The following is a 14203-nucleotide window of genomic DNA, read 5'->3' as shown; positions in this document are numbered from 1 at the left end:
GGGCGAGGTCGCGAACTCGGAAGTAAGGTTAGCCTAACCTAACTTTGGTTCGCGACCCCGCCCCGGGTATCTGACCGGAATGCCCCACTCTGGCCGGATAACGGCCGTTTCAACAACCGACGTTGAGCGTTACGCGGCGGCCGGCTGCTCCCGCAGCGCGTCCTCGCTCATCCCGCGCTTCCAGTAGCCGACGAACGTCACGGCGCGCTTGTCGTACCCGCGCTCGCGCACGAGGTGGCGGCGCAGCTCCTTCATCGTCCCGCACTCGCCCGCCAGCCAGGCGTACGGGCGTGCGGCCGGCGGGAGGTGCGCGTTCCTGAGGGCGTCGAGAGCCGAGGGGCCGTCCTCGTCGCGCACCAGCCACTCCACCGTCACATCGGCGGCGGTCACGATCGGCTGGATGTCACCGCGGTGCGGGACCTCGAGGACCACGTGCGCGGAGACGTCCGACGGCAGCCAGGCGAGGACGCCGAGCGCGGCGGGCAGCGCCGTCTCGTCGCCCCACATGACGATGTGGTCGAAGTCCCGCGGCGGTCGGCAGCGCACCGCCGCGTTGTCGGCGACCGCCGGGCCGAGCACGGCGGCCCGGTCGCCGGGGCGCGCACCCTCCGCCCAGCGGCAGGCGGGCCCGGCGGCGGCCGGACCGTCGTTGTGCAGGACGAAGTCGATGTCGATCTCCTCGACGTGCCCGGGGCGCGCCCGGCGCTGGCCGCTCAGCGTGTACGAGCGCATCACCGCGCGCTCGTGGGCCGGGATCGCGCGGTAGGCGGCGTGCCAGGCACGGCCGTCGTCACCGGGCTCCACGGGCGGCATGACGGGCGCGTGCTGGCCCGGCTGCGGCAGGAACAGCGAGAGGGACTGGTCGCGGCCGCCGCCGTGGAAGGCGGCGAGCTCGTCCCCGGTGAAGGTGACCCTCAGCAGTGACGGGCCGAGGCGCCGGGTGCGCACCACTCGCAGATCGAAGAATCGGAAAGGGGTTACAGCGGGGGCTTCGGCCGTCACGGTCATGGGGTCAGGACACCTTCTTCGCGGTCTCGATCGCCTTGGCCAGGTTCTCCAGGAGCGGGGCGCACTTGTCGTAGGACAGGATCGGTTCGGCAGAGCGCGGGATGACCTGCCCGGCCTTCACGGCGGGGAGCTGCTTCCAGGTCGGCTCGTCGATGTCGGCCGGCTGGATGGTCTGGCTGCGGTCGTCCATCATGATGATGTCGGCCTTGTGCTTGTCGACGTTCTCCCAGCTCAGGTTCTCGAACCAGCCGCCGGACGCCTTCTTCGCGGCCTCCGAGGGCTCGACGAAGTTCACGCCGAGCGCCTTGAAGTACTCCAGGTCGATGGAGAGGTTCGTGCCGGAGACGTAGAAGATGTCCTGGCTCGCGGAGCCGGCGAGCACCTTGATGTCGGGGTGCGCCTTGGCGGCCTTGCGCAGGCGGGCCGCCGCGTCCTCGAACCGCTTCTTCGCCGCGACGACCTTGTCGGCCTTCATGTCGGCGCCGAGCGACTCGGCCAGCGCCCACATGCGCTCGAGCGGCTGCGTCATCTGGCGGTCGAAGACGGAGACCGCGACGCTCGGGGCGAGCTTGGCGATCTTGTCCTTGGACTCCTCGGGGACGGACCACAGGGTGCCCGCGTCGTCGAAGGTCGTGGAGACGAGGACGTCCGGGGCGAGGCCCGCGTACTTCTCGATGTTGAACTGGCCCCAGGCGTTGCCGAGGACCGTCACCTTCGAGACGTCCATGTCGCCGGCCTGCACGTCCGGCTTGCCGCCCTTGGTCGTCGTCGGGCCGAAGACGCCCTTGACCTGGACGCCGTAGTCCCACAGGGCGGCGCCGACACCGGTGAAGGCGACGATGTTCGCCGGGACCTTGTCCAGCTTCACCGTGGTGCCCCGGTCGTCCTTGAACGACCAGGGTCCTGACGTGTCCTTCTTCGTCGCACCCGAGCCGCTGTCTTTGCCGCCGTCGTCGTTGCCGCAGGCGGCGAGTGCGACACCGAGGCCGAGGGCGCCGCCTGCGGCGAGGATGCCGCGGCGGGTGGGGCGGGACAGTCGGGCGTTGGGCATGAGGAGCTGCTTTCGGACGTGCCGGGCCAGGCGGCGGGTCGCTTCTGCGGAACTGAGGGAAGGTTAACCTAAGTTCCGGGCATGTCCAGGGGGCGGGGCCCATTGTGCTTCAGGCCACGGGGCTCCGCCCCGGACCCCGCTCCTCAATCGCCGGAGGGGCTTTTATGGGGTCAGGCCCAGTTCCCTTGCGATCAGCATGCGCTGCACCTCGCTCGTGCCCTCGCCGATCTCCAGGATCTTGGAGTCCCGCCACATCCGGGCCACCGGGTACTCGTTCATGAAGCCGTAGCCGCCGTGGATCTGCGTCGCCTCGCGCGCGTTGTCCACCGCCACCGTCGAGGAGTACAGCTTCGCGATCGCCGCCTCCTTCTTGAACGGCTCACCGGCGACCATCCGCGACGCCGCGTCGTACCAGCCGACGCGGGCCATGTGCGCCCGCATCTCCATGTCGGCGAGCTTGAACTGGATCGCCTGGTTCGTCCCGATCGGCTTGCCGAACGCGTGCCGCTCGGCCGCGTACTTCACCGACTCGTCGACGCAGCCCTGCGCGAGGCCGGTGGCGAGGGCCGAGATGGCGACACGGCCCTCGTCGAGGATCCGCAGGAACTGCGCGTAGCCGCGGCCCTCCTCGCCGAGCAGGTTCGCCGCGGGCACCCGGACGTCGGCGAACGACAGCTCGCGCGTGTCCGACGCGTTCCACCCGACCTTCGAGTACGGGGCCGCCACCGTGAACCCTGGCGTGCCCGACGGCACGATGATGGCCGAGATCAGCGGGCGGCCGTCCGGCTTGCGGCCGGTCACGGCGGTGACGGTGACCAGGCCGGTGATGTCCGTCCCCGAGTTGGTGATGAAGCACTTGGAGCCGTTGATCACCCACTCGTCGCCGTCGCGCACGGCCGTCGTACGGGTGCCGCCCGCGTCCGAGCCGCCGTCCGGCTCGGTGAGCCCGAACGCACCGAGGACCTCGCCCGCGCACAGCTTCGGCAGCCACTCCCGCTTCTGCTCCTCGGTGCCGAACAGGTGCAGCGGCATCGCGCCGAGCGAGACGCCCGCCTCCAGGGTGATCGCCACCGAGGAGTCGACGCGGGCCAGCTCCTCCAGGGCGATGCCGAGCGCGAAGTAGTCGCCGCCCATCCCGCCGTACTCCTCGGGGAACGGCAGACCGAACAGACCCATGCGGCCCATCTCGCGGACGATCTCGTACGGGAACTCGTGGCGCTCGTAGTAGTCGCCGATCTTCGGCGCGACGACGTCGTGCGCGAACGCCTCGACCGTGCGGCGCAGCTCTTCCAGCTCGGGGCTCAGACGGTGGTCCATCGGGTACTCACTGCTCCTGGTGGGTCAGGGCGCGGACGGTGCGGGACGGGCTCGGTCGGCCCAGTTGTTCGGCCATCCACGCGCTGGTGGCGGTGAGGCGGCCGAGATCGACCCCGGTCTCGATGCCGAGTCCGCGCAGCATCCAGACGAGGTCCTCGGTGGCGAGATTGCCGGTGGCGCTTTTCGCGTACGGGCAGCCGCCGAGGCCGCCCGCGGAGGCGTCCACCGTGGTCACGCCGTGCTGCAGCGCGGCCAGGGTGTTGGAGAGAGCCTGGCCGTAGGTGTCGTGGAAGTGGACGCCGATGCGGCTTGTTCCGACGCCGGTCTCGTTCAGCGCTGTCAGCAGGGCTGTGACGTGGCCGGGCGTCGCGACCCCGATCGTGTCGCCGAGGCTCAGTTCGTCGCAGCCCAAGTCCATGAGGGACTTGGCGGTGGCCACGACCTGGGGGACCGGGACCGGGCCCTCCCAGGGGTCGCCGAAGCACATCGAGAGGTAGCCGCGGACGTGGGCGCCGTGTTCCTTGGCGCGGGTCACCACCGGGGCGAACATGTCCAGGGACTCGGCGACCGTGCGGTTCAGGTTGGCCTTCGCGAAGGACTCGGTGGCGCTGGCGAAGACGGCGATGCGCTGTGCGCCGAGCGCGAGTGCCCGGGTCAGGCCGCGTTCGTTCGGTACGAGTACGGGGAGGTGGGTTTTTTCGGGGTCGAGGTCCTGGAGGGCCGGGAACAGGGTCTCCGCGTCCGCCAGTTGGGGGACCCACTTGGGGTGGACGAAGCTGGTTGCCTCGATGGTGGTGAGGCCCGCCTCGGCCAGGCGGTGGATGAACTCGGCCTTGACCTCCGTGGGGACCAGGGATTTCTCGTTCTGGAGGCCGTCCCTGGGGCCTACCTCGTGGATCCGGACGTGGGTGGGGAGGTTATTTGCCGGGGCCACCATGGGGAGTTGCGGCGTCATGACTGCGCCTCCTCGCCGTTGGGGGTTCTCGTCTGTGGCGACTGCGGGTTCGTCGTGGCTGGTCGCGCAGTTCCCCGCGCCCCCGGCGGGGTTGGCTCGTCCCCGGCGCTCATCGCTTCCACCACCGCCAGGACCTGGTCCATGGCCACCGTCGTGCCCGGTGACACGTCCAGTTCCCTCACCACTCCCGCGTGCGGGGACGCGATGACGTGTTCCATCTTCATCGCCTCGACGACGAGGAGGCTCTGGCCCGCGGTCACCTCGTCGCCCACCGCCACCTTCACCACCGTCACGGTGCCTGGCATGGGGGCGGTGAGGGAGCCCGCGCCGCCCGGGCCCGCGCCGGTGAGGCTCGCCGCCACCGGGTCGTGGTCCTGGATGTGCCAGGCGTCGCCGTCGAGGGCGAGCCAGTCGGCGGCGGCGGCGGTGGGGCGGGCCGGTTCGGTGGGGGTGCCGGAGACCTGGATCTCCGTGCCGCGGACGCGGACCTCCACCGGGTCGTGGCCCGGGGCGCGTACGTGGTGGACCGTCCAGGCCGGGTCGCCGCCGAGGCGCCAGCCGTCGGGGCGGGCGAACGGGTCGGACCAGCCCGGCCGCTGCGGTGGCGCGAGGCGCTGTTGGCGCAGGGCGCCCGCCGCCGCGTAGACGGCCGGGGGGACCTCGGCGTCGACCAGGGTGTCCGCCGCACGCTCGACCAGGCCCGTGTCCATCTCGCCCGAGACCACGTCCGGGTGGGCCAGGAGGCGGCGCAGGAAACCCGCGTTCGTCGGCACGCCCAGCGTCACCGTCCGGGCCAGCGCCGCGCGCAGCCTGCGCAGGGCCGTCGCCCGGTCGGGGCCGTACGCGATGACCTTCGCCAGCATCGGGTCGTAGAGGGAGGAGACCTCCGTGCCCTCGCTCAGGCCCGAGTCCGTGCGGATGCCGGTACCCGTCGGCTCGTGCAGGGCCAGGACCGTGCCGCCCGAAGGGAGGAAGCCGCGCGACGGGTCCTCGGCGCAGAGGCGGGCCTCGACCGCGTGGCCGCTCAGCGTGATGTCGTCCTGGGCGAAGGGCAGCGGTTCGCCCGCCGCGACCCTGATCTGCCACTCCACCAGATCGAGGCCGGTGATCAGCTCGGTGACCGGGTGCTCGACCTGGAGGCGGGTGTTCATCTCCATGAAGCAGTACGCGGACGGGTCCTCGCCGGGGACGATGAACTCGACCGTGCCCGCGCCCCGGTAGCCGCAGGAGCGGGCCGCCTCGACGGCGGCCGCGCCCATCGCCGCGCGCGTGGCCTCGTCGAGCAGGACGCTCGGCGCCTCCTCGACGATCTTCTGGTGGCGGCGCTGCAAGGAGCATTCGCGCTCGCCCAGGTGCACGACATTGCCGTGCGCGTCGGCGAGGACCTGGATCTCGATGTGCCGGGGGCGGTCGATCCACCGCTCGACCAGGAGCGTGTCGTCGCCGAAGGAGGCGCGGGCCTCGCGGCGCGCGGCCGCGATCTCGTCCTCCAGGGTGGTCAGGTCGCGGACCAGGCGCATGCCCTTGCCGCCGCCGCCCGCCGAGGGTTTGAGGAGGACGGGCGCGCCCAACTGGCGTGCCGCTTCCGCCAGCTCCGGGTCGCGGCCGCCGGGGACCACCGGGACACCGGCCGCCGACACCGTCTCCTTGGCGCGGATCTTGTCGCCCATCAGCGCGATCGCCTCCGCGGAGGGGCCGATGAAGACGAGGCCCGCCTCCTCGCAGGCGCGCGCGAACCCGGCGTTCTCCGCGAGGAACCCGTATCCCGGGTGCACCGCCTGCGCGCCGGTCCGCCTCGCGGCCTCGATGAGGTTGTCGATGGACAGGTAGCTCTCGGTCGCCGGGGGCGGGCCGATCCGTACCGCCTCGTCCGCCTCGCGCACGTGCCGCGCGTCCGCGTCGGCGTCGCTGTACACCGCGACCGAACGGATGCCGAGCTCGCGCAGCGTGCGGATGACGCGGACGGCGATCTCGCCGCGGTTGGCCACAAGTACGGTGTCGAACAACGGAGTTCCCCTGGTCGCTGAGGTCATGGTGGGAGAGGTCATGGCCGTCACATCCGGAAGACGCCGAAGCCGCCGGACTTCTCCGGCAGGGGCGCGTTGGCGCAGGCGGTCAGGGCCAGGCCAAGGACCTGGCGGGTCTCGAGCGGGTCGATCACGCCGTCGTCCCACAGGCGGGCCGTCGCGTAGTAGGCGCTGCCCTGGGTCTCGTACTGGGCGCGGACCGGGGCCCTGAACGTCTCCTCGTCCTGCGCCGACCAGTCCTCGCCGCGCGCCTCCAGCTGGTCGCGCTTGACGGTCGCGAGGACGGACGCCGCCTGTTCGCCGCCCATGACGGAGATCTTGGCGCCGGGCCACATCCACAGGAAACGGGGGGAGTAGGCGCGGCCGCACATCGAGTAGTTGCCCGCGCCGTAGGAGCCGCCGATGACAACGGTCAGCTTCGGCACGCGCGTGCACGCCACCGCGGTGACCATCTTGGCGCCGTGCTTGGCGATCCCGCCCGCCTCGTAGTCCCTGCCGACCATGAAGCCCGAGATGTTCTGCAGGAAGACCAGCGGGATGCCGCGCTGGTCGCACAGCTCGATGAAGTGGGCGCCCTTCTGGGCGGACTCGGAGAACAGGATGCCGTTGTTGGCGACGATGCCGACCGGGTGCCCCTGGATGTGCGCGAACCCGGTGACCAGGGTCTGCCCGTACTCGGACTTGAACTCGGCGAACCGCGAACCGTCGACCACGCGCGCGATGACCTCGCGTACGTCATAGGGGGTGCGGGAGTCGACCGGCACCGCCCCGTACAGACCCGCCGGGTCGACCTTCGGCTCCACCGCCGCCTTCACCGACCACGGCAGCGGGCCGCGCTCGGGGAGCGTGGAGGCGATGGTCCGCACGATGCGCAGCGCGTGCGCGTCGTCCTCCGCCAGGTGGTCGGTGACGCCGGAGACGCGGGAGTGCACCTCGCCGCCGCCCAGCTCCTCGGCGGTGACGACCTCGCCGGTGGCCGCCTTCACCAGCGGCGGCCCGCCGAGGAAGATCGTGCCTTGATTGCGGACGATCACCGCTTCGTCGCTCATCGCCGGGACGTACGCGCCGCCCGCCGTGCAGGAGCCGAGGACCGCCGCGATCTGCGGGATGCCCGCGCCCGACATCCGCGCCTGGTTGTAGAAGATCCGCCCGAAGTGCTCGCGGTCGGGGAAGACCTCGTCCTGCATCGGCAGGAACGCGCCGCCGGAGTCCACCAGGTACACGCAGGGCAGCCGGTTCTCCAGGGCCACCTCCTGCGCGCGCAGGTGCTTCTTGACCGTCATCGGGTAGTACGTGCCGCCCTTGACCGTCGCGTCGTTCGCCACGATCACGCACTCGCGGCCCGCGACCCGGCCGATCCCGGCGATCACCCCGGCGGCCGGCGCCTGCCCCTCGTACATCCCGTCGGCGGCGAGCGGCGCCAGCTCCAGGAACGGCGAGCCCGGGTCGAGCAGCGTGTCCACGCGGTCGCGCGGCAGCAGCTTGCCGCGCGCGGTGTGCCGCGCCCTGGCCCGCTCGCCGCCGCCGAGCCGGGCGGCCGCGAGCTTGCCGCGCAGCTCCTCGCCGAGGGCCCGGTGGGCCGCCTCGTTGGCCCTCCAGGCCTCCGACGCGGGGTCCGCCGCGCTCGTCAGCTCCGGTGCCTCGTGCATCCTGCGCTCTCCTCATCAGGCAATGAGCGGTGCCGGCCCCCACGGCACGCATGATGCGTGCACGGACGCATGTCCGGGGAGGCCGCCGAATACGTTAATGACCGTTAACCTCGTGCCGTCAGGTTAACGGTCGCTAACTCCCCTGTCTAGAATTGCTTCCATGGCCACCAGAACCGACGCCCCCACCCGCCGCGAGCAGATCCTCAAAGAGGCCGCGCGGCTCTTCGCCGAGCGTGGGTTCCACGGGGTCGGGGTCGACGAGATAGGAGCCGCGGTCGGCATCAGCGGCCCCCGGCCTGTACCGCCACTTCGGGCAAGGACGCGATGCTCGCCGAGCTGCTCGTCGGGATCAGCGGGCAGCTCCTGACCGGCGGCAAGCGCCGCGTCGCGGAGGCGCACTCCGGGCCCGACGCGCTGCTCGACTCGCTCATCGAGGGCCACATCGACTTCGCGCTCGACGACCGCGACCTGATCACGCTGCACGACCGGGAGCTGGACCGGCTGCGCGACAGCGACCGCAAGCTGGTGCGGCAGCTGCAGCGCCAGTACGTGGAGCTGTGGGTGGACGCCGTCCGCAAGGTCTACCCGGACCTTCTCGAGCCCCACGCGCGCGTGGCCGTGCACGCGGTCTTCGGCCTGCTGAACTCCACGCCGCACCTCAGCCGCCCGGCCGGGCTGCCCGGCCGCGCGGCGGCCGCCGCCATGTTGCACAAGCTGGCGCGCGGTGCGTTCGCGGCCGCCGCGGAATGACGTGTATCCCTCTACGTGACGTGCATCTCTGGACGCGTTGGTGACCGACCGGTAACCTGCCCTGAGCAAGCGCTTAGTCGTCGTAGAGGGAGAGTTCTCCGTGCGCCGTACCGTTTTCAATGAGGACCACGAGGCGTTCCGGGAGACCCTGCGCGCCTTCATCGAGGCCGAGGTCGTCCCGCACTACGACGAGTGGTTCCAGCAGGGCGTCGTGCCGCGCGAGCTGTACGCCAAGATGGCGGAGCTCGGCCTGTTCGGCATCAACGTGCCCGAGGAGTACGACGGCGCCGGCCTGGACACCCACAAGTTCGAGGCCATCCAGTACGAGGAGACCGCGCGCGCGGGCGTCTCCTTCGGCGGCTCCGGCGTCCACGTCCTGCTCGCCCTGCCCTACATCAAGATGCTCGCCACCGACGAGCAGAAGAAGCGCTACCTGCCGAACTTCGTCTCCGGTGAGGAGATGTGGGCCCTCGCGATGACCGAGCCGGGCACCGGCTCCGACGTCGCGGGCATGAAGACCACCGCCAAGCTCTCCGACGACGGCACGCACTACGTGCTGAACGGCGCCAAGACCTTCATCACCGGTGGCGTCCACGCCGACCGCGTCATCGTCTGCGCCCGCACCTCCGCGCCGCGCGAGGACGACCGCCGCTTCGGCATCTCCCTCTTCGCCGTCGACACCAAGTCCGAGGGCTACTCCATCGGCCGCAAGCTCGACAAGCTCGGCCTGCGCACCTCCGACACCGCCGAGCTGGCGTTCGTCGACGTGAAGGTGCCCGCCGAGGACCTGCTCGGCGAGGAGAACAAGGGCTTCGGCTACCTCGGCACCAACCTCGCCTCCGAGCGCTGGGGCATCGCCTACGGCGCGTACGCGCAGGCCAAGGCCGCCGTGCGGTTCGCCAAGGAGTACGTCCAGGAGCGCACCGTCTTCGGCAAGCCGGTCGCGTCCTTCCAGAACACCAAGTTCGAGCTGGCCGCCTGCCAGGCCGAGGTCGACGCCGCCGAGGCCGTCGCCGACCGCGCCCTCGAAGCGCTCGACGCCGGTGAGCTGACCGCCGCCGAGGCCGCGTCCGCGAAGCTGTTCTGCACCGAGGTCGCCCACCGCGTCATCGACCGCTGCCTCCAGCTGCACGGCGGCTACGGCTTCATGAACGAGTACCCGATCGCCCGCCTGTACGCGGACAACCGCGTCAACCGCATCTACGGCGGCACCAGCGAGGTCATGAAGATGATCATCGCGAAGAACATGGGCCTGTAACCCGGCCGACAAGCACCTCACGTACACCTACCTGTATGAACCAGGCACTTGAGTCCCTGCTCGATCTGCTCGACCTGGAGCGGATCGAGCAGGACGTCTTCCGCGGCCAATCCCGGTCCGCCGTCGTTCCTCGCGTCTTCGGCGGGCAGGTGGCCGCGCAGGCCCTCGTCGCCGCGGGACGCACCGTCCCGGCGGACCGGTTCGCGCACTCCCTGCACGCGTACTTCCTCGTCGCGGGCGATCCGGGCGCGCCCATCGTCTACACCGTCGACCGGATCAGGGACGGCCGCTCCTTCACCACGCGCCGCGTCGTCGCCATCCAGCACGGCCAGCCGATCTTCCACCTCTCCGCGTCCTTCCAGACGTACGAGGAAGGGCTCGACCACCAGGCCGCGATGCCGCCCGCGCCCGACCCCGAGACGCTGCCCACCGCGGCCGAGATGCTGCCGCGCCACGCGGACGTCCTCACCGACCCCGGTGTCGTCGAACGGCTCCTCGAAGCGCGCGAGGCGGTGGACCTGCGGTACGTGGGGGCGCCCCCGTTCGCCTTCGTGGGCGATCCGCAGCCGCCGCGCTCCCAGGTGTGGTTCCGCACCAACGGCAAGCTCGACGGCGCGACCGAGGACTCCGCGCACCTGCTGCACGTCTGCCTCGCCACGTACGTCTCCGACATGACGCTGCTCGACTCCGTCCTGCTCGCGCACGGGCGCGGCGGCTGGGCCGTCGGCGACGTGGTCGGCGCCTCGCTCGACCACGCCATGTGGTTCCACCGGCCCTTCCGCGCCGACGAATGGCTCCTCTACGACCAGGAGTCACCGTCCGCGTCCGGCGGGCGCGGGCTCGGCCAGGCCCGTATCTACACCCAGGACGGGCGGCTCGCGATCACCGTCATCCAGGAGGGCGTCGTTCGCGTCCCGCGCTGATCGGACATAACGTCCGGTACATGGATGTACGGGATGTACGGGATGAGCAACGAGAAGACGCGGGTGGGGAGAGCGTCCTCACCGTCCTTGTCGCCGCCGGGGCGAACCTCGGGATCGCGCTCGCCAAAGCGGTCGCCGGGGTCATCAGCGGCTCCAGCGCCATGCTCTCCGAGGCCGCGCACTCCTTCGCCGACACCGTCACCGAACTGCTGCTCCTCACGGCGCTGAAGCGCAGCGAGAAACCCGCCGACGAGGAGCATCCGCTCGGGTACGGGGGCGAACGCTACGTGTGGGCGCTGCTCGCGGCGGTCGCCACGTTCGTGGGCGGTGCGGTGTTCTCGCTGTACGACGGCATCCACACGCTGGTGGCGGGGGAGGACCTGGGCGACCCGCTGGTGTCGTACATCGTCCTTGCCGTGGCCTTCGTCCTGGAGGGGTTCTCGCTGCGGACCGCCGTCAAGCAGGCGCGGGGTGAGGCGCACCGGGTGCGGGCGCCGTTCCGTACGTATTTGCGGCACACGCCCGACACCGCCGTGAAGGCCGTTGTCCTGGAGGACAGTGCGGCGCTTGTCGGGCTGCTGCTCGCGGCGGGTGGGTTGCTGGGCGGGCAGCTCACGGGGTCCGGGGTCTGGGACGGCATCGCTTCGCTGTGCATCGGGGTTCTGCTGCTCTGGGTCGCGTGGGTTCTGGGGCGGTCCAACGTGCAGTTGCTGGTGGGGCGGCCCCTGCCGAGGTCCGTCCGGGCGGAGATCCGGGAGCTGCTCCTGGCCGGGGAGCATGTCGAGGCCGTCCTGGAGCTGACCACCCTGGTGCAGGGGCCCCGGGAGGCGCTGGTCGCGGCGAAGGTCGATTTCCGCGATGCGTCTACTGCTGCGCAGGTGGAGTGGGCTTGTGAGGAGGCGGCTCGGCGGGTTCGGGAGCGGTTTCCTTCGGTGCGGCGGGTGTATCTGGATCCGACGCCAGGGTTCGCGCAGCGGCGGGAGGAAGGGTTGCGGCCGTTCTAGGGGTGCGCGGGTGCGCCGTGGGGGCGTGGGGTGGTGCGCGGGTGCGGGTTCGCCGTGGCTGGTCGCGCAGTTCCCCGCGCCCCTTCGATGCGCACTGCGTGCGCTGGACCGCCGTTTGGGCGGGCGGTTGGTGTGCGACCGCGGGCGCGGCGTGGTTGCTCGCGCAGTTCCCCGCGCCCCTGAGATGCGCACTTCGTGCGCCATCTCATGGGTCCGTCGGGGAGGCGCGGTCTCGGGGATGGGGAAGGCGCGGCGCAGCCGCAGGCCTTCAGGGGCGCGGGGAACGGCGCGACCGGCCACGACGGCGCAGCGGTCGCGCACGCACGGATGCCCTACGGCGAACAGGCGTCAGCCGGCACGACGGCGCAGCGGTCGCACACCACCGGAACCGCCCACGGCGGGACAGCGGGGTCAGTCCAGCAGGCCCGCGCAGTCCAGTAGGTACGCCGTCATCGGGTCATAGTGGCGCGGGCTGGTCACATGGTCGTCCAGGGGAACCGTGACCTGCATCGTGCCCTCCGCCTCCGCGAGGAAGAGCGCCGGGTCGTTGCAGTCCGCGTACCCGACGGAGTCGACTCCGCGCTGGGCCGCGCACCCGGCCCAGCCATGATCGGCGACGACCAGATCGGGCAGCGGACGCCCCTCGCGGAGCAGCCCGTCGAGGATGCGGGTCATCGGCTCGGGCGCATGCGTGTGCCACAAGGTGGCCCCGCGCTCCAGCATGGCGATGTCGGCGAACTGGAAGACCATGCCCTCGTCCGTGGCGAGCCCTTCGGGGATCACGACGATCTCGCAGCCGGCGGCACGCAGCGCGACGGCGGTCGCCCGGTGGACGTCGAGCAGCCCCCCGGGATGCCCGGTGGCGAGAAGCACCCGCTGCCGGTCCTGCGCCGCCTTGCGAAGACGGGCCGCCATCCGCTCCAGCGCGTCGACGGTCAGCTCGGGATCGATGGTGTCCTGCCCGTACCGGTGCTCCGGATCGTCGACGACCCCGCAGCGCTCGGCCATCACGGCGAGCACGTCCTGCTCGTCGCTCCAGCGGTCGCCCAGTTCCAGGCCCAGCCAGTAGTGCCGGTCGCCGTTCGCGAGCTTGCGGTAGTGGGAGAGGTTGTTCTCGCGAGGGGTGGCCACATCGCCCGCGATACGGGTACGGACGAGGTGCTCGATCAGGGCGGCACGGGTCGGACTGTCGCTGGGTATCCCGGGTATCGGCATGGGTCCATTGTGCCCAGGGCCGCCGGGCGGCGTTGATCGGTTCCGTAAGGTGGACGAGGCGGGGGACGCGACCGCGGCTGTACGCGATGTCCATGTGGGGCGGCGCAATACGCCCCGAAGGCGAGTGGAGGGACGCTCGCGCGCGGCTAAGTTCGACGGCGGATACGGATCCGGACGGCAAGGCGAAGGTACTGAAGCGTGACGACGACGACCGTGGCCTGTGCGCAGCTCGCCCTCGCGGTGGGCGACACCGCCGGCAACCTCGCCGCCGCCGAGGAGGCGATCCGCGCCGCGGCCGACGCCGGTGCGCGCGTCGTCGTGCTGCCGGAGCTGGCCAACAGCGGTTACGTCTTCGCCGACCCGGCGGAGGCCCGCGCCCTCGCCGAACCGGTCGAGGGACCGACCGTCACCGCCTGGCGGGAGGCAGCCCGGCGCCACGGCGTGACGCTCGTAGCGGGCCTGGCGGAGCTGGACGAGGACGGCCTGGTCCGCAACTCGGCCGTGCTCATCGACCCGTCCGGCGCCGTCGGCGCCGTCTACCGCAAGGCCCACCTCTTCGGCACCGAGAAGAACTTCTTCGTACCCGGTGACGCCGCCCCGCCCGTCGTCGACGTCGAGGGCGTCGGCCGGATCGGCGTCATGGTCTGCTACGACGTCGAGTTCCCCGAGTGGGTGCGGCGCACCGCCCTGGCCGGCGCCGACCTGCTCTGCGCCCCCGTGAACTGGCCGCTCTTCCCGCGCCCGGAGGGCGAGCGCCCCGGCGAGGTCGTCCGCGTCCAGGCCGACGCCGCCGTCAACCGCATGTACGTCGCCGCCTGCGACCGGGCCGGGGAGGAGCGCGGCGTCCCCTGGACCGGCGGCTCCGTGATCGTCGACCCGGACGGCTTCCCGCTCGCCGGGCACACCCCCACCGAGGGCCCCGCCCTGCTGCTCGCCGCCTGCGACCTGGCGACCGCCCGCGACAAGCGGCTCGGCGAGCACAACGACGTGTTCGGGGACCGCCGCCCCGAGCTGTACGGCGACTGACCTACGCCGGCCCCCTCACC

11 protein-coding genes and 1 pseudogene are annotated in these 14203 nt (G+C 71.5%); 5 read left to right on the top strand and 7 right to left on the bottom strand.

Annotated elements, in window-relative coordinates:
- Positions 1-129: 129 nt before the first annotated feature.
- The 6 genes from N5I75_RS12605 to N5I75_RS12580 form a co-directional block, all read right to left on the bottom strand.
- On the bottom strand, positions 130-1008 hold the full coding sequence (locus tag N5I75_RS12605; protein WP_476676833.1) for a siderophore-interacting protein: 879 nt from the start codon (positions 1006-1008) through the stop codon (positions 130-132).
- Between the two features lie 4 nt (positions 1009-1012).
- Positions 1013-2059: an ABC transporter substrate-binding protein gene (locus N5I75_RS12600; RefSeq protein ID WP_476676831.1), complete on the bottom strand. Its 1047-nt coding sequence runs from the start codon at positions 2057-2059 to the stop codon at positions 1013-1015.
- 162 nt (positions 2060-2221) lie between these two features.
- On the bottom strand, positions 2222-3376 hold the full coding sequence (locus tag N5I75_RS12595) for an acyl-CoA dehydrogenase family protein (protein ID WP_476676829.1): 1155 nt from the start codon (positions 3374-3376) through the stop codon (positions 2222-2224).
- A gap of 7 nt (positions 3377-3383) precedes the next feature.
- Positions 3384-4331: a hydroxymethylglutaryl-CoA lyase gene (locus N5I75_RS12590; protein WP_476676827.1), complete on the bottom strand. Its 948-nt coding sequence runs from the start codon at positions 4329-4331 to the stop codon at positions 3384-3386.
- Positions 4328-6337, bottom strand: a complete 2010-nt coding sequence (locus N5I75_RS12585; protein ID WP_476676825.1) for an ATP-binding protein — start codon at positions 6335-6337, stop codon at positions 4328-4330. Before N5I75_RS12585 ends, N5I75_RS12590 begins: the two co-directional genes overlap by 4 nt.
- Positions 6338-6384: 47 nt before the next feature.
- Positions 6385-8007, bottom strand: a complete 1623-nt coding sequence (locus N5I75_RS12580; protein ID WP_476676823.1) for a carboxyl transferase domain-containing protein — start codon at positions 8005-8007, stop codon at positions 6385-6387.
- Between the two features lie 160 nt (positions 8008-8167).
- On the opposite strand from N5I75_RS12580, the pseudogene N5I75_RS12575 reads away from it, so the two are divergent.
- The 4 genes and pseudogenes from N5I75_RS12575 to N5I75_RS12560 all read left to right on the top strand — a co-directional run bounded on the left by N5I75_RS12575 (position 8168) and on the right by N5I75_RS12560 (position 11942).
- Positions 8168-8757: pseudogene (locus N5I75_RS12575) on the top strand (SACE_7040 family transcriptional regulator).
- Positions 8758-8857: 100 nt separating this feature from the next.
- A complete protein-coding gene (locus N5I75_RS12570) occupies positions 8858-10015 on the top strand; it encodes an acyl-CoA dehydrogenase family protein (RefSeq protein WP_399059322.1) in 1158 nt (385 codons plus the stop codon).
- A gap of 35 nt (positions 10016-10050) precedes the next feature.
- Complete coding sequence (locus N5I75_RS12565; protein WP_476676821.1) at positions 10051-10938, top strand: acyl-CoA thioesterase; 888 nt, start codon at positions 10051-10053, stop codon at positions 10936-10938.
- A gap of 20 nt (positions 10939-10958) precedes the next feature.
- Positions 10959-11942 (top strand): cation diffusion facilitator family transporter, encoded by a 984-nt coding sequence (locus N5I75_RS12560; RefSeq protein WP_476676819.1) that lies wholly within the window; start codon positions 10959-10961, stop codon positions 11940-11942.
- 411 nt (positions 11943-12353) lie between these two features.
- Here N5I75_RS12560 and N5I75_RS12555 read toward each other — a convergent pair whose 3' ends face one another.
- The gene (locus tag N5I75_RS12555) at positions 12354-13157 is read right to left on the bottom strand and encodes a phosphatase (protein ID WP_476676817.1); all 804 of its coding nucleotides are present in this window, start codon (positions 13155-13157) and stop codon (positions 12354-12356) included.
- A gap of 198 nt (positions 13158-13355) precedes the next feature.
- Here N5I75_RS12555 and N5I75_RS12550 point away from each other — a divergent pair, with 198 nt between their 5' ends.
- Entirely contained in the window at positions 13356-14183 is an 828-nt protein-coding gene (locus tag N5I75_RS12550) for a nitrilase-related carbon-nitrogen hydrolase (RefSeq protein ID WP_476676815.1), read from the top strand.
- Positions 14184-14203 lie beyond the last annotated feature (20 nt).

This window comes from Streptomyces sp. R818 (genome assembly GCF_056172735.1).
This window is presented reverse-complemented; position numbering and strand designations above follow the sequence as displayed.

Bases quoted from the DNA above. Each gene is read 5' to 3' on its own strand.
- N5I75_RS12605 (WP_476676833.1), bottom strand. From the start codon at position 1,008: ATGACCGTGACGGCCGAAGCCCCCGCTGTAACCCCTTTCCGATTCTTC.
- N5I75_RS12600 (WP_476676831.1), bottom strand. From the start codon at position 2,059: ATGCCCAACGCCCGACTGTCCCGCCCCACCCGCCGCGGCATCCTCGCC.
- N5I75_RS12595 (WP_476676829.1), bottom strand. From the start codon at position 3,376: ATGGACCACCGTCTGAGCCCCGAGCTGGAAGAGCTGCGCCGCACGGTC.
- N5I75_RS12590 (WP_476676827.1), bottom strand. From the start codon at position 4,331: ATGACGCCGCAACTCCCCATGGTGGCCCCGGCAAATAACCTCCCCACC.
- N5I75_RS12580 (WP_476676823.1), bottom strand. From the start codon at position 8,007: ATGCACGAGGCACCGGAGCTGACGAGCGCGGCGGACCCCGCGTCGGAG.
- N5I75_RS12565 (WP_476676821.1), top strand. From the start codon at position 10,051: ATGAACCAGGCACTTGAGTCCCTGCTCGATCTGCTCGACCTGGAGCGG.
- N5I75_RS12560 (WP_476676819.1), top strand. From the start codon at position 10,959: ATGGATGTACGGGATGTACGGGATGAGCAACGAGAAGACGCGGGTGGG.
- N5I75_RS12555 (WP_476676817.1), bottom strand. From the start codon at position 13,157: ATGCCGATACCCGGGATACCCAGCGACAGTCCGACCCGTGCCGCCCTG.